Origin of the sequence: Nocardia sp. NPDC059240 (assembly GCF_042753865.1) — a bacterium.
Classification (GTDB): domain Bacteria; phylum Actinomycetota; class Actinomycetes; order Mycobacteriales; family Mycobacteriaceae; genus Nocardia.
This window is the reverse complement of record NZ_JBHZAC010000018.1, coordinates 43625-66902: the sequence shown is the minus strand read 5'-3', so window position 1 is coordinate 66902 and position 23278 is coordinate 43625. Positions and strand designations below refer to the sequence as shown.

At 67.2% G+C, this 23278-nt stretch carries 25 protein-coding genes; 5 read left to right on the top strand and 20 right to left on the bottom strand.

The features are described 5' to 3' along the window. Positions 1–69: 69 nt before the first annotated feature. Both ACFXHA_RS41970 and ACFXHA_RS41965 read right to left on the bottom strand, forming a co-directional pair. Entirely contained in the window at positions 70–1227 is a 1158-nt protein-coding gene (locus ACFXHA_RS41970; protein WP_379366427.1) for an acyl-CoA dehydrogenase family protein, read from the bottom strand. 133 nt (positions 1228–1360) lie between these two features. Beyond that, complete coding sequence (locus ACFXHA_RS41965) at positions 1361–2050, bottom strand: TetR family transcriptional regulator (RefSeq protein ID WP_379366426.1); 690 nt, start codon at positions 2048–2050, stop codon at positions 1361–1363. A 31-nt stretch (positions 2051–2081) separates the two neighbouring features. On the opposite strand from ACFXHA_RS41965, the gene ACFXHA_RS41960 reads away from it, so the two are divergent. Next, positions 2082–2879, top strand: coding sequence for a hypothetical protein (locus ACFXHA_RS41960; RefSeq protein ID WP_379366425.1), 798 nt, complete (start codon positions 2082–2084; stop codon positions 2877–2879). Here ACFXHA_RS41960 and purE read toward each other — a convergent pair. Beyond that, positions 2876–3379 (bottom strand): 5-(carboxyamino)imidazole ribonucleotide mutase, encoded by a 504-nt coding sequence (gene purE / locus ACFXHA_RS41955; RefSeq protein WP_379366423.1) that lies wholly within the window; start codon positions 3377–3379, stop codon positions 2876–2878. The two genes, ACFXHA_RS41960 and purE, sit on opposite strands and share 4 nt — an antisense overlap. Beyond that, the gene (locus tag ACFXHA_RS41950; protein ID WP_379366421.1) at positions 3372–4595 is read right to left on the bottom strand and encodes a 5-(carboxyamino)imidazole ribonucleotide synthase; all 1224 of its coding nucleotides are present in this window, start codon (positions 4593–4595) and stop codon (positions 3372–3374) included. Before ACFXHA_RS41950 ends, purE begins: the two co-directional genes overlap by 8 nt. Positions 4596–4715: 120 nt before the next feature. Here ACFXHA_RS41950 and ACFXHA_RS41945 point away from each other — a divergent pair, with 120 nt between their 5' ends. Beyond that, positions 4716–5264, top strand: a complete 549-nt coding sequence (locus ACFXHA_RS41945) for a GtrA family protein (RefSeq protein WP_379366419.1) — start codon at positions 4716–4718, stop codon at positions 5262–5264. On the opposite strand, the gene ACFXHA_RS41940 is transcribed toward ACFXHA_RS41945, so the two are convergent. The 6 genes from ACFXHA_RS41940 to ACFXHA_RS41915 all read right to left on the bottom strand — a co-directional run bounded on the left by ACFXHA_RS41940 (position 5230) and on the right by ACFXHA_RS41915 (position 10384). Continuing rightward, the gene (locus ACFXHA_RS41940) at positions 5230–6573 is read right to left on the bottom strand and encodes a sensor histidine kinase (protein ID WP_379366417.1); all 1344 of its coding nucleotides are present in this window, start codon (positions 6571–6573) and stop codon (positions 5230–5232) included. The genes ACFXHA_RS41945 and ACFXHA_RS41940 overlap by 35 nt on opposite strands. Further along, entirely contained in the window at positions 6570–7262 is a 693-nt protein-coding gene (locus tag ACFXHA_RS41935) for a response regulator transcription factor (RefSeq protein WP_379366415.1), read from the bottom strand. The genes ACFXHA_RS41940 and ACFXHA_RS41935 overlap by 4 nt, the downstream gene beginning before the upstream one ends. A gap of 37 nt (positions 7263–7299) precedes the next feature. Further along, positions 7300–7659 carry a hypothetical protein gene (locus ACFXHA_RS41930; protein WP_379366413.1) on the bottom strand — a complete coding sequence of 120 codons (360 nt, stop codon included), beginning with the start codon at positions 7657–7659 and terminating at the stop codon, positions 7300–7302. A 95-nt stretch (positions 7660–7754) separates the two neighbouring features. Further along, positions 7755–9065, bottom strand: coding sequence for a sensor histidine kinase (locus ACFXHA_RS41925; protein WP_379366411.1), 1311 nt, complete (start codon positions 9063–9065; stop codon positions 7755–7757). 86 nt (positions 9066–9151) lie between these two features. Continuing rightward, the gene (locus ACFXHA_RS41920; RefSeq protein WP_364697701.1) at positions 9152–9829 is read right to left on the bottom strand and encodes a response regulator transcription factor; all 678 of its coding nucleotides are present in this window, start codon (positions 9827–9829) and stop codon (positions 9152–9154) included. 9 nt (positions 9830–9838) lie between these two features. After that, a complete protein-coding gene (locus tag ACFXHA_RS41915) occupies positions 9839–10384 on the bottom strand; it encodes a PH domain-containing protein (protein WP_379366409.1) in 546 nt (181 codons plus the stop codon). 179 nt (positions 10385–10563) lie between these two features. Between ACFXHA_RS41915 and ACFXHA_RS41910 the strand changes: the two genes are divergently transcribed. Continuing rightward, positions 10564–11517 carry an acyl-ACP desaturase gene (locus ACFXHA_RS41910; RefSeq protein ID WP_379366407.1) on the top strand — a complete coding sequence of 318 codons (954 nt, stop codon included), beginning with the start codon at positions 10564–10566 and terminating at the stop codon, positions 11515–11517. Between the two features lie 78 nt (positions 11518–11595). Next, positions 11596–12948, top strand: a complete 1353-nt coding sequence (locus ACFXHA_RS41905; RefSeq protein ID WP_379366405.1) for a protein kinase — start codon at positions 11596–11598, stop codon at positions 12946–12948. Positions 12949–12958: 10 nt separating this feature from the next. On the opposite strand, the gene ACFXHA_RS41900 is transcribed toward ACFXHA_RS41905, so the two are convergent. From ACFXHA_RS41900 to ACFXHA_RS41875, 6 genes are all read right to left on the bottom strand, one after another. After that, positions 12959–13753 (bottom strand): biotin--[acetyl-CoA-carboxylase] ligase, encoded by a 795-nt coding sequence (locus ACFXHA_RS41900; RefSeq protein ID WP_379366403.1) that lies wholly within the window; start codon positions 13751–13753, stop codon positions 12959–12961. 98 nt (positions 13754–13851) lie between these two features. Continuing rightward, entirely contained in the window at positions 13852–14031 is a 180-nt protein-coding gene (locus ACFXHA_RS41895) for a hypothetical protein (RefSeq protein WP_379366402.1), read from the bottom strand. A gap of 254 nt (positions 14032–14285) precedes the next feature. Next, positions 14286–14630 carry a hypothetical protein gene (locus ACFXHA_RS41890; protein WP_379366400.1) on the bottom strand — a complete coding sequence of 115 codons (345 nt, stop codon included), beginning with the start codon at positions 14628–14630 and terminating at the stop codon, positions 14286–14288. Continuing rightward, positions 14630–15064 carry a DUF1707 domain-containing protein gene (locus tag ACFXHA_RS41885; protein ID WP_379366398.1) on the bottom strand — a complete coding sequence of 145 codons (435 nt, stop codon included), beginning with the start codon at positions 15062–15064 and terminating at the stop codon, positions 14630–14632. Before ACFXHA_RS41885 ends, ACFXHA_RS41890 begins: the two co-directional genes overlap by 1 nt. 66 nt (positions 15065–15130) lie before the next feature. Further along, the gene (locus ACFXHA_RS41880; protein ID WP_379366396.1) at positions 15131–16924 is read right to left on the bottom strand and encodes an acetyl/propionyl/methylcrotonyl-CoA carboxylase subunit alpha; all 1794 of its coding nucleotides are present in this window, start codon (positions 16922–16924) and stop codon (positions 15131–15133) included. Positions 16925–17123: 199 nt separating this feature from the next. Then, the gene (locus ACFXHA_RS41875) at positions 17124–18023 is read right to left on the bottom strand and encodes a sulfurtransferase (protein WP_379366394.1); all 900 of its coding nucleotides are present in this window, start codon (positions 18021–18023) and stop codon (positions 17124–17126) included. A gap of 264 nt (positions 18024–18287) precedes the next feature. Here ACFXHA_RS41875 and ACFXHA_RS41870 point away from each other — a divergent pair, with 264 nt between their 5' ends. Further along, positions 18288–19037, top strand: coding sequence for a helix-turn-helix transcriptional regulator (locus ACFXHA_RS41870; protein ID WP_379366392.1), 750 nt, complete (start codon positions 18288–18290; stop codon positions 19035–19037). Here ACFXHA_RS41870 and ACFXHA_RS41865 read toward each other — a convergent pair. The 4 genes from ACFXHA_RS41865 to ACFXHA_RS41850 all read right to left on the bottom strand — a co-directional run bounded on the left by ACFXHA_RS41865 (position 18963) and on the right by ACFXHA_RS41850 (position 23197). Then, a complete protein-coding gene (locus tag ACFXHA_RS41865; protein WP_379366390.1) occupies positions 18963–19604 on the bottom strand; it encodes a Maf family protein in 642 nt (213 codons plus the stop codon). The two genes, ACFXHA_RS41870 and ACFXHA_RS41865, sit on opposite strands and share 75 nt — an antisense overlap. 5 nt (positions 19605–19609) lie before the next feature. Continuing rightward, the gene (locus ACFXHA_RS41860) at positions 19610–19927 is read right to left on the bottom strand and encodes an acyl-CoA carboxylase subunit epsilon (protein ID WP_379366592.1); all 318 of its coding nucleotides are present in this window, start codon (positions 19925–19927) and stop codon (positions 19610–19612) included. Positions 19928–20142: 215 nt separating this feature from the next. Further along, positions 20143–21780 carry an acyl-CoA carboxylase subunit beta gene (locus tag ACFXHA_RS41855; RefSeq protein WP_379366388.1) on the bottom strand — a complete coding sequence of 546 codons (1638 nt, stop codon included), beginning with the start codon at positions 21778–21780 and terminating at the stop codon, positions 20143–20145. A 223-nt stretch (positions 21781–22003) separates the two neighbouring features. After that, complete coding sequence (locus tag ACFXHA_RS41850; protein ID WP_379366386.1) at positions 22004–23197, bottom strand: hypothetical protein; 1194 nt, start codon at positions 23195–23197, stop codon at positions 22004–22006. Positions 23198–23278: the final 81 nt, after the last annotated feature.

Genomic DNA, 23278 nt, shown 5'->3' with positions numbered 1-23278 from the left:
ATACGAAGGAGGCGGCCCGAGTTCGGAACTCGGGCCGCCTCCTCCTGTGTTCGGCGGATCGGGAATCGATCAGCGCAGGATCTGACGCGACATCACGACGCGCTGGATCTGGTTGGTGCCCTCGTAGATCTGGGTGATCTTGGCGTCGCGCATCATGCGCTCCACCGGGAAGTCGGTGGTGTAGCCCGCGCCACCGAAGAGCTGCACGGCGTTGGTGGTGACCTCCATGGCCACATCCGAGGCGAAGCACTTGGCGGCCGCGGAGATGAAGCCCAGGTTCTTCTCGCCACGCTCGGCGCGAGCGGCCGAGGTGTAGACCATGAGGCGGGCGGCCTCGATCTTCATGGCCATATCGGCCAGCATGAACTCGGTGTTCTGGAACGACGCGATGGTCTTGCCGAACTGCTTGCGGTCCTTGGTGTAAGCGATCGCGGCGTCCAGGGCGCCCTGCGCGATACCGACGGCCTGCGCGCCGATGGTCGGGCGGGTGTGGTCCAGGGTCTGCAGCGCGGTCTTGAAACCGGTGCCGGGCTCGCCGACCATGCGGTCGCCGGGGACCTTGCAGTTCTCGAAGTACAGCTCGGCGGTCGGGGAACCCTTGATGCCCAGCTTGTGCTCCAGCGGGCCGACCACGAAGCCCTCGTCGTCCTTGTGGACCATGAACGAGGAGATGCCGTTCGCGCCCTTCTCGGCGTCGGTGACGGCCATGACGGTGTACCAATCGGACTTGCCGCCGTTGGTGATCCAGCACTTGGAGCCGTTGATGATCCAGCTGTCGCCGTCGGCCTTGGCGCGGGTGCGCATGGAGGCGGCGTCGGAGCCGGCCTCACGCTCGGACAGCGCGTAGGAGGCCATCTTGCCCGCGACGATGTCGGCGAGGACCTTGGTCTTGAGCTCCTCGGAACCGTTGAGGATCAGGCCCATGGTGCCGAGCTTGTTGACGGCGGGGATCAGCGAGGACGAACCGCAGACGCGGGCGACTTCCTCGATCACGATGCAGGTGGCGACCGAGTCGGCACCCTGGCCGCCGTACGCCTCGGGCACGTGCACGGCGTTGAAGCCGGCCGCGTTGAGGGCGGTCAGCGCCTCCTCGGGGAAGCGGGCGTTGCCGTCCACATCCTTCGCGTAGGGGGCGATCTCCTTCTCGGACAGGCCGCGGATGGCCTCGCGCAGCTCGTTGTGGAAGTCCTCGAGCTGGAACAAGTTGAAATCGGGGTTGCCCGCCATGGGGAGTCTCCTGGTCGTTGTGCGGCACTCAGTGCCAATCGCAGCCAACTATACGCCGCAATATCGCGGCCACGTGCAGGTACTTGCTCACACATCCGTGGCACGCAGTGTCATTTATGCCACTTCGGACAACTCACAGCCTATCCAGGCGACTGGCTAGCAGGTCGGCGACCTGCCGGGGCGAGAGATCACGAGGGAACACCGCCACCACCATCTCGCCCGAGGCCGCGGCGGCCTCGCGACCCCCGCGCGGAATCGCCGCCAGTGCCGCGCGCAGATCCGCCGGACTCGCCGCCGACTCCCCGCGCACCATGCGCCGCAGCAGATAGTTGTGGGTCGCGGTCACCGCCGCCGTGAACTGCACCAGCGCCAGATCCGCGGTGCCGCGCAACCGCCCGCGCAGGAAGTCGGTGAACAACCGCTCGTACCGGAACACCGTCACGATCTCGCGCTCCCGCAGGGTCGGCACCTGCCGCACCACCTGGTAGCGCCGCGCCGCGATCTCCCGCCACTGCGTGAACCGCTCGAACACCTCCACCACGGCCTCGCACACGGCATCCCACGGATCCCCCTGCACCGCATCGAGAAACACCCGCGCCTGCGCCAGCTGTGACTCGTGATCGGCGAACACCACATCCTCCTTCGACCGGAACTGCCGGAAGAAGGTGCGCCGCGAAATCCCCGCCGCCTCCGCGATCTCATCGACCGTCGTTGCCTCGTAACCCTTTTCGGCGAACAACCGCAACGCCTGATCCACCACGGTCAGACGGCGTTCGGTCGAATCCACGTCGGCGCGCGGCCGCGCGGGCTGGTCACTGGGCATCCGACAACGGTATCGCTACGCTCGGGCCACGATGAGCAGCGAGTACGAAGAAGTGCCCGGCACCGACGTCACCCCCGCCGGATTCCACTGGAGCCTGTGCTGGCCGCCCGCCAAGCCGTCCGGTCCGGGCGGAATCGTTGTCGCCGTCCTGCTCACCGCGGCCTTCGCCGGCGTCACGCTGCTGTCCATCGCAGCGCATTCCGATGGCGCGCCCGCCGGGATGATCGTGATGTTCGGCGCGTTCACGCTGTGCATCCCGCTCATGATGTTCGTCGGCCGCAATCCGGTGCGGATCGAACGGATCGAAGGCGGCGTGGCGGTGCTTCGGGTGCCGTTGAAGCAGCCGAGTTTTCTCATCGGGGTGCCGACGCTGCTGGCCGTCGGGATCGGAATCCTGATGATCGGACTCGAAGTCCATGCCATCGTCTTCACCGTCTTCGGGGCTGCGATGACCGCGCTGGCGGCATTCGTGGGCGTGGCCGGTCTGGCGAATCGCCGTCCCCTCATCCTCACGAACGACCGTTTGAAATGTGGTGACTCCTTGTCGGTCGACTGGCAGGAGATCAGGGTGCTGCGGGCCAAGACCACCGCGGGCCGATCACCCCAGCCCTATGTCAGCTTCCGGAGAGCCGACCCGACCACCTACTCGGGCGCGAGCGACAAGCGCATCACGGTCACGCCCGGCGTCTGGAGTCTCGACCCCAACGGCCTGATCTCATTGATCGAGTTCATGGTCGAGAACCCCTCGGTCCGTGCCGGTGTCACCCCGGCACAGTTCGAGGCGATGCTTGCCGGACCGCCTCGCCCCTCCGGCAAGTGGTGGGACTAGCCCAGCAGCTTGTTACGCAGCGCTTCGTCCTTCTCCAGCACCATCTGCTCCAGGCTCGCCTGGAAACGCTCCATGCGGGAACGCAATTCGGGATCGGCGGAGGCGAGGATGCGGACGGCGAGCAGGCCCGCGTTGCGGGCGCCGCCGATGGAGACGGTGGCGACCGGGACACCGGCGGGCATCTGCACGATCGAGAGCAGGGAGTCCATGCCGTCGAGGTACTTCAGCGGGACCGGGACACCGATGACCGGCAGCGGTGTCGCGGAGGCGACCATGCCGGGCAGGTGAGCCGCGCCGCCCGCACCCGCGATGATCACCTTGATGCCGCGGTCGGCAGCGTTCTTGGCGTAGTCGAGCATGCGCTGCGGGGTGCGGTGGGCGGAGACCACGCCGACCTCGAAGCGAATGCCGAACTCGGCCAGGGCTTCCGCGGCGGCTTCCATGGTGGGCCAGTCGGAGTCCGAGCCCATGATGAGGCCGACCTGGGCAGTTTCAGTCATGGTGGTGATCCCATCCGTCGGTCCAAATGGCGTGCGACATCCAATAGGCGGCGCGCTCGGCCTTTTCGCGGGTCTCGACGGGGTCGTCGCCGAGGATGTTGATGTGCCCGATCTTGCGGTCGGGACGCTCGCCCTTGCCGTACAGGTGCACCTTGGCGTCGGGGATGCGGGCCGAAAGATGGTGCAGGCGTTCGTCCATGGACATCTCGGGGGCTTCGGCGGCACCCAGGATATTGGCCATGACGGTGACGGGGGCCAGCGGCTTGGTGCTGCCCAGCGGGTAATCCAGGACGGCCCGCAGGTGCTGTTCGAACTGGCCGGTGCACGCGCCGTCCATGCCCCAGTGGCCGGAGTTGTGCGGGCGCATGGCGAGTTCGTTGACCAGCAGGTCGCCGGAGTGGGTTTCGAAGAGCTCCACGGCCATCGCGCCGGTGACGCCGAGTTCGGCGGCCAGTCGCAGCGCCAGCGCCTCGGCCTCGGTGGCCTTGTCGGCGCTCAGGTCCTGGGCGGGCGCGATGACGATCGCGCACTGGCCGTTGCGCTGCACGGTCTCGACCACCGGCCAGGCGGCGGCCTGACCGAACGGGGAGCGCGCCACCATGGCCGACAGCTCGCGCTTCAGATCCACCTTGGTCTCGGCCATCAGCGAGACGCCGTGCGCCAACTGGTCTTCGATGATCGGGGCGGCCTCGGCGGCGTCGGCGGGCATCCAGACGCCGCGGCCGTCGTAACCGCCGCGCACCGCCTTGAGCACGAACGGCCAGCCGTGCTGCTCGGCGAAGTCCACCGCGTCCGCGACCGAGGTGACCTCGGTGTAGGCGGGGATCGGCACACCCAGCTCGGCGAGCTTGCGGCGCATCCGCAGCTTGTCCTGGGCGTAGATGAGCGCCTGCGGCGGCGGCTGCACGTTCACCCCCTCGGCGATGAGCGCCTCGAGGTGTGCGGTCGGCACGTGCTCGTGATCGAAGGTCAGGGCGTGCGAACCGACCGCGGCCTTGCGCAGCGCGGTCAGATCGTCATGACTGCCCAGCACCACATCGGGCGTGACCTGGGCGGCGGGATCGTCGGGGTGCTCGGCGAGCACGCGCAACCGCTGACCGAGCGCGATGGCCGCCTGATGGGTCATACGCGCAAGCTGGCCACCGCCGATCATGGTGACGGTCGGCATCGCGGCGGAATCGAAGGAACGGGCGCTCACGCTGGACAATGTTGTCATGGCACCCGGTGGCCACCGACCGGCGGGTCGCATGACAGGTATCCGCCGGGTCCGCAACCGCAATGAGCCCCCATTTGTACCGGGGGTACACGGCCAGGAGCGGAGACGTAGACTCGCTACGTGTCATTTGTCGATGAAGTGGTCAATCGCCTGCCCGCACCGCTGCGGGACCTCGCGGACCGCCATTACGAACTGCTGAAGTTCGCGATTGTCGGTGCGACCACGTTCGTCATCGACCTGGGCATTTTCTACATCCTGAAATTCACCATCATGGACACCAAGCCGACCGTGGCCCGCATCATGTCGGGCACCATCGCGGTCATCGTGTCCTACATCCTCAACCGGGAATGGACCTTCGACAAGCGCGGCGGCCGCGAGAAGCATCACGAAGCGCTGCTGTTCTTCCTGGTCAGTGGCATCGGTGTCGGGTTGGCCGCGCTGCCGCTGTGGGTCTCGAGCTACGTGTTCGACCTGCGCACACCCAATGTGAGTTTCACCGTCGAGAACATCGCCGACTTCGTCAGCGCCTTCATCATCGGCAATCTGCTGCAAATGGCATTCCGTTTCTATGCCATGAAGAAGTGGGTCTTTCCGGACGAAATGCAGGAACTGCAGGACGAATTCGAGGATCTGGTCACCGAGAACGAAGAGCAGCTCGGTCACAGCTGAGGGTGATCCGCAGGCGGACACCGCCTTCCGGGCTTTCCTCGATAGTCGCGGCACCACCGTGTAACCGGGCCTGCTGGGCGACCAACGCCAGACCCAGACCGCTGCCGGGGGTAGCGCTCGCGCGGTAGAAGCGCTCGAAGACGCGCTCCCGCTCCGCCTCGTCGATACCGACGCCGTTGTCGTCGATGGTCAGTACGACCTGGTCTCCCGCACTGCGCGTGGCGATTTCGATCCGATCCGCCCGGCCGTGCCGCACCGCATTGGTGATCGCGTTCTCGACCACCGACCGCAACCCCGCCGCCAGGCCACGCACCCGCACGGGTTCCGCTTCCACCGCGATCATCGTCACACCCGGATGCGTCCGGCGCGCGTCGTCCACCACCTGATCGATGAGCTGACCCAGATCCAGGTCCTCCCAATCGGATTCGGTGGTCAGATCGCCGACCGCCAGCCGTTCCAGCGCATGGAGCGTGGTCTCCAGCGCAGTCTGGGTGGTGAGGATCTCATCGACGATCTCCGCCCGCTCGGCCTCCGACAGCGGCATCGACCGCAGCACCTGCAGATCGGTCCGCATGGCGGTCAAGGGAGTTCGCATCTCGTGGGCGGCCGTGGCGGCGAAATCCCGTGCCGTGACCAGGGCTTCATCGGTGTGCCTGCGCTCGGTGGCGATCCGGCCGAGCATGGTGTTCATGGCGTCGGCCAGGTCGGTCGTCTCGCTGGCGACTGGGTGACGCGGCGTCTCCAGCTCCAGGCTCTCCCCCAGCCCGGCGGTCGCCGCGGTCAGTCGCCGCAACGGCACCACCGCACGGTGCGCGAAGAACCAGCCCAGCACGGCCGCCAACGCCACCGCCACCAGCCCGATCCCCAAGATCCGAAGCCGCTGCTGGGTAGCCGAATCCGAAACGACCTCGCTGGGCACGGTCACCGCGACCGGGTCGCCGTTCAACACCACCGTGCGCGTGTACCCGAGCTCCGCGCTGTCCGGGTCCAGCTGCCTGATGATCACTCCCGGCGACGGGGCCACCGGCGATTCCGCCGGGTCCGCAGGAGCGATCAGGGCCGGTGCGGGCAGGGCCGGTGTGGCCGGATGCGCACCGTCGGGAACGGGTTGCGCAGGCGAGGCCGGAGTCCCCTGAGCCGGCGTGAGCGCGATCGCGCTGATCACCCGGCCCGCCTGGCTCGCCGCATCATTCGACGCGGTGGCCAGCAACGCCACCGACATGGCCCCGACCACCACCGCCGCGGTCGCCGCGCTGGCCAACGCGACCCGCGCACGGAGGGAAATCGGCCGTCGCGGCAGGTATTTCATGATTCGATCCGCAATACGAATCCGACGCCACGGACGGTGTGGATGAGGCGCGGCGTACCCGTTTCCTCGAGCTTGCGGCGCAGATAGGAGACGAACACGTCGACCACCTTGGTCTGGGTTTCGAAGTCGTAGCCCCAGACCCGGTCGAGCAGTTGGGCTCTGGAGAAGACCTGACCGGGAGCGGAGGCCAGCGCCGCCAGCAGGTCGAATTCCCGTTTCGTGAGGTCGAGCGGGTTGCCGTTGATCGAGGCTCGGCGAGCGCCGGGCTGGACGAGCAGCGGGCCCACGGTGATGCGGTCGTCGTCGACGTGGGTGGGCGCGGGGGCGCGGCGCAGCATGGCGCGCAGCCTGGCCACCAGCTCGCCCAGGTCGAAGGGCTTGGTCAGGTAATCGTCGGCCCCGGCCTCGAGGGCGTCGATGCGGTCGGTGACCTCCGCGCGGGCGCTCAGCACGCAGATCGGAATGTCGTTGCCCAGTGCGCGCAGGGCCGTCACCACCTGCACGCCGTCCAGATTCGGCATGTTCAGGTCCAGCACCATGGCCTGCGGGGCGGCGGTGCCGATATGGCGGAGCGCGGCGGCCCCGTCCGCCGCGGTCTCGACCTCGAAACCAGACATCCGGAGCCCCCGCGCCACCGAAGTCAGCACCCTGACATCGTCGTCCACAATCAGAATCCGGGGACCCGTCACGAGATCAGACGATACTGACGCGACCTGAGGACGAGGCTCAGCGAGCCGGGTCCAGGATGATCGTGTGCGACGGGTCCCCGTAGCCGCCGCGATCGTCCTGAATGATGACGTGCTGACCGGGCTGCGCCGGCTGGGCGGGCTGCAACGGAGTCGCGGGGATCGCGTTGCCGGGCAGGCCGGGCTGTGCGGGCACCACGGTCACGTTCCCCTGGTCGTCACGGGTCACCAGCACGCCCGGGTCCTGGGCGACCGCCGGGCCGGAGCTGCCGGTATCGGCCAGGGATGCAATCGAATCGGGGGCGGCGGCATTCGCGACGGCCGGCATGGCCAGCACACCCAGGGCGGCCGCTCCGATGAAGCCCGCGGCGACAGTACGGCGGACGGTGAACTTCGGCATGACATCTCCTACTTTCGGTTCCGGTTGACGAGACCCGAAGGTAGAAAGCGAGTTATCGGTGCCCACTAACAAACAGTTAGAGAACTGATAGAAGATCAGCGCGGCTCGGTACCTACCGCGATCGGGCGGGATGCCACACCGGAGGAACCCAGGAACACCGCGAACAGGGCCGGGCGGCGACGCTGCAATTCGAGGCGGCCACCGTCCGCTTCGATCAGCGCGCGGGCCAGCGCCAGACCGACACCGGTCGACCCGGCGGCGGAGAAGCCGCGGTCGAAGATGTGTGGTGCCAACTCATCTCGCACGCCGTCGCCCTCGTCGGCGACCTCCACCACCACCAGCGGCTCACGATCATCCATGCGGCCCGCGACCGTGCGCACCGACACCGTGCAGGTGCCCGCGCCGTGCATGAGCGCATTGTCGACCAGCACCGCCAGCGCCTCGCGCAGGCGCGAACCCGTCACGGGCGCTTTGAGTGTCGGGTCGCCGAGCAGCACCAGTTTGCGGCCCGCCTCCGCGAAGGGATGCCGCCATTCCGCGACGACACTGCGCAATTCGGCGACCACCGGGACCGGATCGCGTTCGGCCGCACCCTCGTCGCGCGAGGCGCGCACCAACTCGTCGATGGCGTCGGTGAGCCGATCCACCTGTGCCATGGCCTCTTCCGCCTCGTGCACCACCTCCGGATCGGAGTGCGTGGACAACTCGTCCAGGCGCAGACGCACCGCCGTCAGCCGACTGCGCAGCTGATGTGAGACGTCGGCGACCAGCGCGTGCTCGCGCTGCAGGCGACCCGCGATTTCCACGGTGGCCGAATCCAAGACGTCCGACACCCGATCCAGCTCGGTGATGCCGTGGCGGCGCGGATCGGCGCGGAAGTCGCCCATGGCCAGCCGGGCCGCGCGGGCCGCGACATCCCGCAGCGGATCGGCCACCCGGCGCGCGGTCACCACCGCCACCGCGATGCCCGCGCCCAGCGAGATCAGCACCAGGCCCAGCACCGCGCCCAGCGCCTGCCGCTGCATGGAATGCATTGGGGCGGAAGGAACTTCCAGCCGAAGCGAACCGTCGGTGCCCATCGACAACGATTCCGACAGCGGATCGGCCACGGTGTCCGCGCCCAGATCTATCCGCTTGTTCTGCTCCGTCACGGTCGGATAGATGATGGTCAGCTTGCCGTTGACCGGGATCAGCAGGCGCACCGCCTTGGGGTCCAGTTCGCCGTGCACCACGCCGTCCCGCTCCTGCCGCGTCACCTCCTCGGAGATGCCGTTGAGCCGGTTGCGCAGTTCGTTGCGATTGATGTCCTCGACCCACTGCCAGGCCGTGAAGGCCAGCGGCACACCGAGAATCAGCGTGGTGAGGGTCAACGCGGCCACCATGGACAGCAAGATCCTGCGTCTCATCGTCGAGATGCCTCGCTTCGCCGAGCCTTCGGGGTCGGGGGTTTGACGCGCACGGAAGAGCACAACTGATCGGTTCAAGCGCTGAGCTAGTCGGTATTGAAGCGGAAGCCTACGCCGCGGACCGTCACGATGCGGCGCTCCGCCACCGGACCCTCGTCGCCGATCTTGCGGCGCAGCCACGACATATGCATATCCAGCGTCTTGGAGCCGCGCAGGTCGGCGTCACCCCACACCTCACGCAGAATGGTCTCGCGCGAGACCACCTGCCCGGCCCGGTCGATGAGCACCTTCAGCAGTTCGTACTCCTTGTTGGCCAGGTTGACCTCGACCCCGTTCACCAGCACCCGGCGCGCCGCCGGCTCCAGCCGGATGCCGCCCACCTCGACCGCCTCGTCCCCGATTCCGCTGCGGCGCAACAGCGCCCGCACCCGGGCCAGCAGTTCGGCGAGCCGGAACGGCTTGCCCACATAGTCGTCGGCGCCCGCGTCCAGACCCACCACGAAATCCACCTCGTCGGTGCGCGCGGTCAGCATGAGCACGGCCAGATCCGCACCCCGCGCCCGCACCTGGCGGCACACCTCCAGGCCGTCCATGCCGGGCAGCCCGAGATCCAGGATGAGTAGATCGTGACCACCCTCCAGGGCCCGCTCCAGCACGGCGGGGCCGTAGCTCTCGACGGTCACCGAATAGCCCTCACGGCCCAGGGCGCGCGACAACGGCGCGGCAATAGCCTCGTCGTCTTCGGCCAGCAGTACTGCGGTCACGGAACAAGACTACGGGTACGCGCCCGAAGAACCGTAGAAGCCGCCGCCGTTCGGATTGTTCTGCACCACATCGAAGACCTGGTGATACAACATCGCGTGCACCGCCTGCACGTGCGGGATGTCGTCGTACTCCAGCGGATCCTCCGACGACGAACCGATGATCAGCGTGCCGGTGCCCAGCATTCGGTCGAAAAGGCCATAGCGGAACTGCACATTCGAGATCCGGTTCATCGGAATGTCGATACCGGTATGGGTGAGCACACCGTGCCGGATCAGCACCCGGCGATCGGTCACGATGAAATGCGTCGACTTCCACCGGATCAGCGGAGCGAGACTGCGCCACAGCACGATCCCCGCCCACAGCGCCAGAATGCCCAGCAGCAAACCGGTCTGGAGCGTGCCCTCGGTATTGCGTGCGCTGACCCCCGCGCCGAACCCGGCCAATGCGGTGATCAGGATGAAAGTCACAGCGGGCCAGAACAACATCTTCCAATGCGGATGACGGTGCAGCAACAACACCTCATCAGGCGCCAGTGCTTCTTCCGGGTATCCCATACCCGAAACCCTATCGCGCGTATGTGTCGGAACGCCTCACACGCGACTGCGGCAGAGGGCACAATCGTGCGGTTGCCGATCGCGTATCGGCGGTCGCGAGTCGACCTACTTCGAGTTGTACCAAGCCAAACCGCAGGACCATTCAGGCTGTACCCGTGTGCATGACACAGGAGGCGTGTGTGACCCGAGAGTTGACGCAGTACCAGATCCTCCGCGAGCTCGAACCCGTGGCGGAGGCCAACCTCAACCGGCATCTGTCGATCGCCAAGGAATGGCATCCGCACGATTACGTGCCGTGGGACCAGGGCCGGAATTTCGCGGCGATGGGTGGCGAGGACTGGGACCCCTCGCAATCGAAGCTCACCGAGGTCGCGAAGATCGCGATGGTCACCAATCTGCTCACCGAGGACAATCTGCCCTCCTATCACCGCGAGATCGCCGAGAACTTCTCCCAGGACGGCGCGTGGGGCACCTGGGTGGGCCGCTGGACGGCCGAGGAGAACCGGCACGGCATCGTGATTCGCGATTACCTGGTGGTGACCCGGGGCGTGGATCCGGTGGCGCTGGAACAGGCGCGCATGATCCACATGACCAATGGCGTGCAGTCCCCGGCCGATTGGGGCGGCTTTCTGGAGAATGTCGCCTATGTGACGTTCCAGGAATTGGCCACCCGCGTCTCGCACCGCAATACCGGCCGGGTCTGCGACGACCCCATCGCCGACCGCATGCTGCAGCGCATCGCCACCGACGAGAACCTGCACATGATCTTCTACCGCAGCCTGTGCAGCGCGGGCCTGGACCTGGCCCCCGACCAGGCCGTCGAGGCGATCACCAAGGTGCTCACCCATTTCGTCATGCCCGGCCACGGCATGCCCAACTTCCGGCGCAATGGCGTCATGATGGCCAAGCACGGCATCTATGACCTGCGCCAGCACCTGGAAGAAGTGGTCGCGCCGGTGCTGAAGAATTGGAATATCTTCGAGCGCAACGATTTCGGGCCGCGCGGCGAGAAGGCACGCGAGGAATTGGCCGCCTATATGACGCGGCTCGCCGAGGACGTGGCCAAGTTCGAAGAGCAGCGCGACCGCATGCTCGCCCGCGAAGCCGCCCGGCGCGAATTGCAACCGGTCTGAAATAACAGGCGAGTTGTGTGCGTCTGAAATAAATTCGGTTCGCTATCGTGGTCCCCCAGAGCGACGAGAGGAAATGCGTTGGGGGATGGCTATCTGGGCCGATACCGCCTCGACGAACTGCTCGGCAGCGGCGGCTCGTCGGAGGTGTGGCGGGCGCACGACACCGTGGCCGACCGGACCGTCGCGCTCAAGGTGCTCGCGCCCGTCCTCACCGCCGACCCCGAATACCGGCGGCGCTTCGAGCGCGAAGCCCGGGCCGCCACGCTGCTGCACGGGCCGCACATCATGGCGGTCCACGCCCACGGTGAACTCGAGGGGCGGCTGTTCATCGACACGGAATTCGTCGACGGCCTGGATGTCGAGGCCATGCTCGAATGGGAAGGCCCGATGGCCCCCGCCGCGGCCGTCGACCTCATCACCCAGATCGCCGAAGCGCTCGACGAGGCCCACGCCGCCGGGCTCATCCACCGGGACGTCAAGCCGCAGAACATCATCGTCGCCCCCGACGACGTCGCCTACCTGATCGACTTCGGCACCGCACAGCAGGACGGCCAGCGCGCCATCACCCAGACCGGCATGCTCGTCGGCACCCCCGCCTACATGGCCCCCGAACGTTTCGAGGGCACCGCGACGCCACGCTCGGACATCTACGCGCTGGCCTGCGTCCTGTTCGAATGCCTCACCGGTCAAAGGCCGTTCGCCATGCGTAATCCGGCACAACTCATGCGCGCCCACCTGGAACGCACACCCCCGGCACCGTCCACCCTGGTTGCCGCGATCCCCGCGACCCTGGACCAGGTCATCGCCCGCGGCCTGGCCAAGGACCCGGCCGAACGCCATTCCAGCGCAGGAGAATTCGCGGCAGCCGCGCGTGCTGCCCTGGTCGCCGTCGGCGCTGACGAGGACCTCGGTGCACCCGAACGCCTCGGCACGTCAGCGCTTCCCGACGGCGACACGACCGTTGTCATCACCGGGCCGAATCGCTACCGACCCGGTGCCACCGCGCCGGATGCGCGCACCGTCGCGATGCCCAGGCTCACCGGTCCGGGCGATGCGCTGACCGGCAAGCCGTGGACCCGCCGGGCAGTGATCACCACGGCGAGTCTGGCGGGCGCGGCAGTCATCGTCGCGATGCTGGCGACCTGGCTCACCGGCCGTGCCGTCGAAACACCTGGGCACGCGGACACCCCCGCCACGAAAATCACTGCTCCCGAATCGATTTCACCGACCAGTCGGTTCGAACAGCCGCCCCCGGTGGCCACCACCGAACCGCCCGCCACCCCGGAGGCGGTCGTCACGCCGGACGAACCGGCGTGGACCGAACCCGCACAACCCGTCGGACCACCCGGTCCCGGCAAGCGCCCGAAGAACCCGGGCGGCCCGGGCGATGACCGCCGCGGCGATCACCCAGGTCGCCCCCGCCACCCATGAATCCCCTCGGTCAGTACTCGGCGCGCAGGTGGGTGACATCACCCGCGGAGACCGCGCGGTCACCGATGAGCAGGCGGCCGTGCTCGTCGACACCGGTGGCAACACCGGTGATCACCTCACCGCCGGGCAGTTCGGCCCGAACCTCGCTGCCGATGGTGGAACAACGCTCCCGGTAGGCGGCCGCCAGCTCGGTGATGTCCCAATTCGCAGCCTCCCAGGCGATGAAACGCCGGGCGAACTCGCGCAGCATCGCGGTCACCACGGCGGTCCGATCCGGATCGGCGACGCCCGACAGCACCAGCGAAGTGGCATGCGACACCGGCAGTTCCGCCTCGGTGAGGCTCACATTCAGGCCGACGCCCACCACCACCGCGGGATCGACTCCGACGGCGGCGATCTCGGCGAGGATGCCCGCCAGCTTGCGCCCGTCGACGAGAACATCATTGGGCCACTTGAGGATTGCCTTCACCCCGGTGGCGGCGCGCACCGCGTCCACCACCGCGACACCGGTCAGCAGCGGCAGCCAGCCCAGCACCGCCGGATCGATACCGCGCGCCCGCACCAGCAGTGACATCGCAATCTGCGCGCGCGGCGGCGAGACCCACTGCCGATCGTGCCGGCCGCGGCCGCGCTCCTGCGACTCCGCGATCAGCACCAGCCGATCGGCACTCGAATCCGCGGCCCGGGCAACCAGATCCGCATTGGTCGAGCCGGTCGATTCGACCACCTCGACGGCCGAGAAGAACCTGAGCTCCCCGTCGACATTGCGGGCCAGCAAGTCAGCATCCAGCGGCGACCTCTCCATGCCCAGCACGGTACTACTCGCCGACCACGCGAAAGGGGCGGGTCCCGGTTGGAACCCGCCCCTGGGTGCGTGCCGCGTCCCCCGACGCGGCCCGCCGTTCAGCAGCCCGCGCCGACCAGAGACATTCCGGCGAGTGACATTCGCGCATACGCGGGGACGGTGATGCCCGCCATCGCGCCGTCGATCTCGGCGAGGCCACCGTCGCGCGGGGTGCGCCCGCCATCGGTGCCGGACGCGTCGTTGTCGTCCCCGGTCTCGCGGAAATCGGGATCGGTCACTGTCGGCTCCGGGTCACGGAAGCGCCAGTTGGTGAACGACGCCGCTGTCGCCCGATCGGATACGTGTCTACTCCAGCTGAACATGACGGCCTCCCCTGGTCGTCGATTTCTGATGCGACTTCAGGGTCCCTCACGACCGGGGGTCGGCACGACCCATTTTCGTCACGCAAACGGCATGACGACTGGTAGAGGCCATTTTTGAGGGGATGAGGCAGTATCCGGACCGGACGGGGAGACGCGGTCCGCTGCCGGTTTCAGGCGTCTATCGGTTCCAGGCCGAGCGCTCCGGCGGTGAAACGGCGGACCGTCACCAGGCCGTCGTCCAGCGCCTCGGCGTAGCCTGCGCGCGCCCAGCCGGTGACGGTCGCGGTGCCGTCGGCATTGGGCCGGACACCGATCTCGGCGACCATCTCGGCGGTGGTGGGCACGCACACCGCCCACGAGAAGTGGCTCTCCTGCGCCCATTCGGCGCTGCGCCGCGCCACATAGCCGGGATCGGTGATGCCGCCGTCGGCGAGGGCCGGGCGGTCGTCGATGCGCTCGTCGGCGCGCAGCGCACGCAGATACCAACTGCCCGCATTGATCTCGATGGGTTCCATCAGTCCTCCGATCCCCGATCCAGGCGGCGCTGCCGCTTGCCGTCCCGCCGTGCGCCGCGACCCCGCCGCCGCGCATTGTCGCGGCTGCCGAACAGTGCCGCACCGGCCAGCGGAATCAGCAGGAACACCCACCACTGGTGACTGACGATCGCGATGATCACGCACAGGATGCTGACCACCGGCATCACTCGCTCGGGCCACTGCGAACCGAAACCCGAACGGCGCGGCGCGGCAACGGCATTGCCCGCCACCGGTTCCGGCAGATCGCCGAACACCGGCTCCAGATCCCCGCGGGTGAGCGCGGCCGCGATCTTCCCGCTGCGCTCATCGAACTCGGCCACGGTCAACCGCCCGGCCGCGAAATGATCCGATAGCCGCTTCATCGCATCCTCACGCTCAGCGGTACCGATACGAATCTCGGGAGGTTCAGCCATGCCACGACATTAGCGCGAATGGCCGCCCACCTCGCAGGTGAGCGGCCATTCGCGAATTGCTCTGTCTTACTTGATCTCGGCCAGGACGGTGCCCTGGGTGATGGCCGCACCGGCCTCCACCGACAGACCCGTGATCACACCGGCCTTGTGCGCGGTGACCGGGTTCTCCATCTTCATGGCCTCGAGCACCACGACCAGGTCGCCCGCCTCGACGGTCTGACCCTCTTCGACGGCGACCTTGACGACCGTGCCCTGCATCGGGGCGGTCACGGCGTCACCGGACGCGGCACCCGCGCCCGCGCCACCACGCTTGCGCGGCGTCGGCTTCTTGCGCACGACACCGTTGCCCGCCGGGGCAGCGCCCGCGCCGACCGAGAACTGGCCCGGCAGCGACACTTCCAGACGACGACCGCCGACCTCGACGACCACCTTCTGACGGGGAGCCTCGTCCTCGTCCTCGATCGGGACCGCACCGGCGTAGGGCTCGATGGTGTTGTCCCAGTCGTTCTCGATCCACTTGGTGTAGACGTCGAACTTGGTGCCGTCACCGATGAACGCGGGGTTCTCGACGATGTGGCGGTGGAACGGCAGGACCGTGGCCAGGCCCTCGATCTGGTACTCGGCCAGCGCGCGGGCGGCACGCTGCAGCGCCTGCTCGCGGTTCTCGCCGGTGACGATCAGCTTGGCCAGCATGGAGTCGAACTGACCACCGATGACGCTGCCCTCGACCACACCGGAATCGACGCGCACACCGGGGCCCGTGGGCTCCTTGTAGACGACGACCGGGCCGGGGGCCGGCAGGAAGCCACGACCGGCGTCCTCACCGTTGATGCGGAACTCGAAGGAGTGCCCGCGCGGGGTCGGGTCTTCCTTGACCGACAGCTCGTGGCCCTCGGCGATGCGGAACTGCTGGCGCACCAGGTCGATTCCCGCGGTCTCCTCGGTGACCGGGTGCTCGACCTGCAGGCGGGTGTTCACCTCGAGGAACGAGACGGTCTCACCCTGCACCAGGTACTCCACGGTGCCCGCACCGTAGTAGCCGGCCTCGCGGCAGATGCGCTTGGCGGACTCGTGGATCTTGCCGCGCACCGCATCCGACAGGAAGGGGGCCGGAGCCTCCTCGACCAGCTTCTGGAAGCGACGCTGCAGCGAGCAGTCACGGGTACCGGCGACCACGACATTGCCGTGCTTGTCGGCGATGACCTGGGCCTCGACGTGGCGGGCCTTGTCGAGGTACTGCTCCACGAAGCACTCACCACGACCGAAGGCGGCAATGGCCTCACGGGTGGCGGACTCGAACAGCTCCGGGATCTCCTCGATGGTGTGCGCGACCTTCATGCCGCGACCGCCACCACCGAAGGCGGCCTTGATGGCCACCGGAACGCCGTACTCCTTGGCGAACGCGACGACCTCGTCGGCGTTCTTGACCGGGTCCTTGGTGCCCGCGGCCATCGGCGCGTCGGCGCGCTGCGCGATGTGGCGAGCGGTGACCTTGTCACCCAGATCGCGGATCGACTGCGGCGACGGGCCGATCCAGATCAGGTTCGCGTCGATGACGGCCTGCGCGAAATCGGCGTTCTCCGAGAGGAAGCCGTAACCGGGGTGGATCGCGTCGGCGCCGGCCTTGGCGGCGGCCTCGAGGATCTTGTCGAAGACCAGGTACGACTCGGCCGAGGTCTGGCCACCCAGCGCGAACGCCTCATCGGCGAGCTTCACGAACGGCGCGTCGGCGTCCGGTTCCGCGTACACGGCGACGCTGGCGATACCCGCGTCCTTGGCAGCCCGGATCACGCGCACGGCGATCTCGCCTCGATTGGCTACGAGGACCTTCGTGATCTGCGCGTTGGCATGGTTGGGCACTGAGCCTCCTGTGCTCTGGATACTTTCGTCAGTCGGGATTGTAGGCATCGTGCCAACAAACCCCACAAGGGGATAGGGCTACTGGAGAGTAGGCCCGAAGAGTGAGCAATGCGACTCTCGAATCCACTTTTCTAGAACCTGTTCTACCAGATTCGGTTCGAACCCTTCCCCGATGAATCATCGGGAGGGGTCTCGAGCGTTACGAGCTTGCCATGTTCACCGGAACCGTGCCGGGTTCTTGACCGATCACGATCGGTGCGCCGACGGCATTGGCCCATTCGGTCCAGGAACCGTCGTAGTTGCGGACGCCGTGCACGCCCAGCAGGTAGGTAAGCACGAACCAGGTCAGGGCCGAGCGCTCACCGATGCGGGAGTAGACGAGCGGGGCAAGGGCATCCACGACACCGCCGTAGATGACGTCGAGTTCGGCGCGGGGACGGAAGCGGGTGTCGGCCCCGACCGACGAGGTCCACGGAATATTGACCGCGGTGGGGATGTGGCCCGCGCGCAGCGCCTGCTCCTCCGGACGGTCCAGCACCACCAATTCGCCGGTGTACTCGTCGAACACGCGCGAGTCGATGAGCGCACCGCCCAGATGGGTGACCACGTCCTGCCGGAAGGCCCGGGAAGTCTTGTCGTCACGGTCGATGACCGGGTACTCGCCGAGTCCGGCCGAGGGCACCTCGAAGGTAGTGTCGCGAGCCTCGGAGATCCAGGCGTCGCGGCCGCCGTCCAGCAGGCGCACGTCCTCATGTCCGAAGAGGGAGAACACCCACAGGGTGGCGGCCGCGGTGCCGTTGGACTTGTCGCCGTAGATGACGACGGTGTCGTCGCGCTCGATGCCCTTGAGCCGCATAAGGTTGGCGAAGGCCGCGCCGTCGATGACATCGCGAGTGCGAGGATCGATCAGTTCCGAACGCCAGTCGATCTTGATGGCACCCGGGACATGCCCGATGTCGTATAGCAATATGTCTTCGTTGGACTCGATGATCTTGAGTCCCGGCGTGCCGATGTTTGCCGACAGCCACTCTGTGGTTACTAGTCGGTGAGGATGTGCATAGGAGCCGAATGAGTGATGCGGATCCGGAGCGACGGGCACGTTGTGGTCCTTCACGCGTGGTGGGTTAGGTATTGGCGGTTCGAATCTCAACACCGATCGTAGGCATGGTGTGGTTGCGAAACTCGTTTCAGATCACGAATCGGATGATTGGGCGAATTAAGCGCAGCTTCATCCGATAAAGTCTCTCGAGAGGAGGGGTGAGCTATGTCCGATTCTTGGCCGCGACGGCGACTGCTTGCGATCCTACGTGGCGCCAGCGAGCCTCTCGATGCCCAGGAACTGGCGCGCGTCACCGGACAACATGTGACCACAGTTCGTTTCCATTTAGATGTGCTCACCCGGGAATCGCTGGTCCGCCAATTCCAGCAGCCGCCACGCGGCCGGGGCCGCCCCCGCATCGGCTATACCGCCGTACAGCGATCGGTCGGTTATCAGGAACTCGCGCAGGTCCTCGCCGACCAGCTGGGCAGCGATCCACGCCGCCGTTCGGATGCCGCCATCTCGGCCGGGCGCACCTGGGGTTCGAAACTCGAGGCGGTGGATCAACCCATCGAATCGCTGGAGGACGCCAAGGACCTCACCGTCACCCTGATGTCGGAACTCGGCTTCGCCCCCGAACGCGACCACGCCAGCGAGACCGAGGAATCGGCCCTGATCCGGATGACCGCGTGCCCGCTGCGCGAATTGGCCCGCACGCATTCCGAGGTGGTGTGCGGTGTGCACCTGGGACTCATGCGAGAGGTGCTGGACCGCAACGGCGGTCGCGAGGCCGTGAATGTGCGCCTGCACCCGTTCGTGGAACCCGAACTGTGTGTGGCCCGCCTGGAACTGCTGCACGGCCGTCCCGGCGACTCCGCGCGCGAGGAGGAGCAGCCCGCCGATACCGGCGAGCCCCGATTAGCGCCGTCCACCGGCCGCATCGCACCCCAATTGCGCACCACGACGGAACCGCAGGTACGCGCGAACACCGAGCCGCAGTTACGCGCGGTTCCCGACCCACAGCTCCGCAACGCCGACGCCCACCTCGGCAAGCAGTCGACGAACCAGCGGTAGCCCGATCCCGATCACGCTCGACGGATCACCGTCGATGCGGTCCACGAACCAGCCGCCGAGGCCGTCCAGGGTGAAGGAACCGGCCACCTGCAGCGGCTCCCCCGTCGCGATGTAGGCGTCGAGTTCGTCCGGTTCGGGCTTGGCGAAATGCACTGTGGTGGAACTGCAGTCGGTGGCCTCGGCGACGATCTCGCCGGCCCGTAGCCGCAGCACGCTGTGCCCGGTGAGCAGATCCGCGCTGCGCCCGGCCATCTCGGCCCAGCGGGCGCGCGCCACCTCGGCGGTCAGCGGCTTGCCCTGCAGCACGCCGTCCACCAGCAGCATCGAATCGCAGCCGACCACAACGGAATCGGCGAAAGCCGGATCGCCGGCCAATTGCCCGGCGATTTCCCGTGCCTTGGCCCGCGCGAGTTCGATGACCACCCGGTCCGGCGGGGTGCCCGGCGGCAAGGCCGCGGCGATCGCGTCCTCGTCGACATGGGACACCCGCACGACCGGCTCGACGCCTGCGTTGCGCAGGACACCGAGCCGGGCGGGAGATTGCGAAGCCAGTACGAAGACGGTCAAGGCCGTCAGTCGCGCAGGTGCGAGAGCGCCGGGAACGCGTAGGGAGAGAAGGGCGAGGAGCCGCGGTGCGACAGGGTCGGGCGACCCCAGTTGTCGGCGGGGCCGTTATCGGCCGGTGCGGCAGCGCCGTTCGCCGACGCGGCGGCGAACACGGCGATCAGGGCGGCGAGTTCGAGATCGGTCGGGTTGCCCTTCAGGACCCGGATGACCGGCTCGGTACTCGACGATTCGACCTCAACGACGGCCTTTTCGACAGCGCCCGCAAGTTCGTCGACACCGGCTAGATCCAGTTCGGCGGCGCGCAGTACTTCTTCATCGGCCATGGTCGTCACAGCGCCAGTCCTCCTGTCCGTGTGCCGCAGGGTGTGCGGCTCGCTTGTGGCCCGAGTGTGTTTCGGTGGACCGCAAACGGTATTCGATACAACCCTCTTGAAGGAGGGTCATTCCAAAACATCATTGCTCGGATGAGGCGATCGTGCGCGGTACGAGTCATCGTCCTGATGCCCAGTGTGCGCCCCATACCGCGCATATCGCATCTTCAGAGCGGAATGTTGCCGTGCTTCTTGGGCGGCAGCGAAACCATCTTGCGCTCCAGCAGACGCAGCGCCGAGACGATCTGACCGCGGGTGTGCGACGGCGGAATCACCGCGTCCACGTAGCCGCGCTCGGCCGCCACGTACGGGTTGACGAGGGTGTCCTCGTACTCGTTCTGCAGCTCGAGGCGCAGGGCGTCGACGTCGCTGCCTTCGGCCGCGGCGTTCTGCAGCTGCTTGCGGTAGACGAAACCGACCGCTCCGGACGCACCCATCACCGCAATCTGCGCGGTCGGCCACGCCAGGTTCACATCGGCACCCATGTGCTTGGAACCCATGACGTCGTACGCGCCGCCGTAGGCCTTGCGGGTGATGATTGTGATCTTGCCCACAGTGGCCTCACCGTAGGCATACAGCAGCTTCGCGCCGCGGCGAATGATGCCGTTGTACTCCTGGCCGGTGCCCGGCAGGAAGCCCGGGACATCCACCAGGGTGATGATCGGAACGTTGAAGGCGTCGCAGGTGCGCACGAAGCGCGCGGCCTTCTCGGAGGCGTCGATGTCCAGGCAGCCCGCGAACTGCGAGGGCTGGTTGGCCACGAAACCCACACTGCGGCCGTCGATCCGGGCGAAGCCGACGATCACGTTCATCGCGCGCTCGGCCTGGACCTCGAGGAACTCCTCGTCGTCCACCAGGCGCTTGATGACCTCGTGCATGTCGTAGGGCTGGTTCGGGGAGTCCGGGACGATGGTGTCCAGCTCGAGGTCGGCCTCGGTGAGGTTCTCCTCGATGGCGCCCGCGGCGGCGGTGGCCGGGAAGCGCGGGGCCTCGGCGCGGTTGTTGCTGGGCAGGTAGCTCAGCAGATCACGCACGTAGTCGAGGGCGTCCTGCTCGCCGGAGGCCACGTAGTGGGCGACACCGGACTTGACCATGTGGGTGTGGGCGCCGCCCAGCTCCTCCATGGTCACTTCTTCACCGGTGACGGTCTTGATGACGTCGGGACCGGTGACGAACATCTGCGAGGTCTGGTCGACCATGACCACGAAGTCGGTCAGCGCGGGCGAGTAGACGTGGCCACCCGCGGCCGGGCCCATGATCAGCGAGATCTGCGGGATCACGCCGGAAGCCTGGATGTTGCGGTGGAAGATCTCACCGTAAAGACCCAGGGAGACAACGCCTTCCTGGATGCGCGCGCCGGCGCCCTCGTTGATGCCGACCAGCGGGCGACCGGTCTTGAGCGCCAGGTCCATGACCTTGACGATCTTCTCGCCGTACACCTCGCCGAGGGAGCCACCGAAGACGGTGACGTCCTGGGAGAAGATGCAGACGTCGCGGCCGTCGATGGTGCCGTAGCCGGTGACCACGCCGTCGCCCAGCGGACGCTGGTTCTCCAGGCCGAAATTCACGCTGCGGTGCCGCGCCAGGGCGTCGAGCTCGACGAAGGAACCCTCGTCCAGCAGGGCGAGGATGCGCTCGCGCGCGGTCATCTTGCCCTTGGCGTGGACCTTGTCGACCGCGGCCTCACCCATCGGGTGCTTGGCCTCTTCCAGCCGATTGCGCAGGTCAGCCAGCTTGCCGGCGGTGGTGTGGATATCGGGGGCACCTGCCGAACCCGGCGAAGGCTGCTGCTGGACACTCGTCATGACGGGGAGTGTAACCAGTACCAGAGGCCCTATGTAATCCAACCGGGGCTACTCGTGAGTACGGTTATTGACTACCCGCCAGTAGAAACCCGCAGGTAGACCGATATATTCGGGTTCGGACGCGGCTCAACTCGAACGTTGTTCAATGGTGGAATCCCCCAGTCATCCGAGCGACCTTTTGGGCAGGTCCACACTCGCCGGTTTCGACGCGAAGAACGCCCGGTCAACGCATCACTCCGGTGTGTCCGGTCGAATAGCGGCCCGGCTGCGGCCAGATGGTGAGACCGTGCGCGCCACGGCCGACGGGGATGCGGGCGAGCAGCTTCCAATCGACGATGTCGATGGCGTAGACCTCACTGTGATTGCGGCCCGATACCCAGAACACGCGGCCGTCGGCAGAGAGATTTCCCATATCCGGGCTACCGCCGCCGGGAATGTCCCATTTGCTGACGAGTTGACCCGCCGTGAAGTCCCACATCGAGATGCTGCCTTCGCCACGGTTGGTGATGAGCATCTGCTTCGAGTCGCGGGTGATGTAGAGGCCGTGGGTGCCGCCGCCGGTCTCGAGGAACCCCGTGTTGTCGAAGGTCTTGGCGTCGAAGACGTAGACGCCGTTGGCCATCATGTCGGCCACGAAGAAGGTGCTGCCGTCGGGTGACAGCTTCACGTCCTGCGGCATGCCCCCGCGGCCGCCGGGCAGATCGATCATGCGCAGCAACGACATTCCCGCGATGTCCACCACGGCCATGCGACCGCTGAACTCGCAGCTGACCAGCGCGGTGCGGCCATCGGCGGTGAAGTCCATGTGATTAACGCCCGGACAGTCGGGGACCGCGATGTCGTGCAGCTTCTCCCAGCTGTGGGGGTCGTAGAAGTCCAGGGACCGGTCGGCCTCGGCGACAACCAGGGCGTATTTGCCATCGGGCGTGAAGTACATGTTGTACGGGTCGCGCACGGGGATCGGGTCGCCGGGTTTGCCGGTGCGGGGATCGATGGGCAGCAGGCTGCCGCTGCCGATCGGGAGATCGTTGTTGGCGTAGAGCGTCTGCAGGTCGTAGGACGGGACGACGTGCTGGGGTTCGCGGCCACCGGCCGGGTAGGTGTCGATGACCTGGAAGCTGTCCGGGTCGATGACGGTGATGGTGTCGGATTCGCTGTTGGGGACGTAGACGCGAGTGGGCTGGTCGGCCACGGCGGGGCTGAGCGTGCGGGTGGCGGCGTAGACGTCGGTGGGTGAGAGCGGGGGCGGCATGCCGGGTAGCAGGTTCGGCGCCACCATCGCGGCGGGATCCACACCGCCCGAGGGGCCGGGCGATGGCGTGACGGAGCGCTGCGCGGGACCGGTTTCGGAACTCGAGCAACCGGCCAGCATCGCTATCGAGAGGATCAGACCCAGACGTGCACGGCGCGCGATCACAGGGCGCACCGTGCCATGGCGGCATTGCGGTGAGCTGACATGATGCCGAATAGTAGGCGGCGACATGGAGTTTCGCGGCGC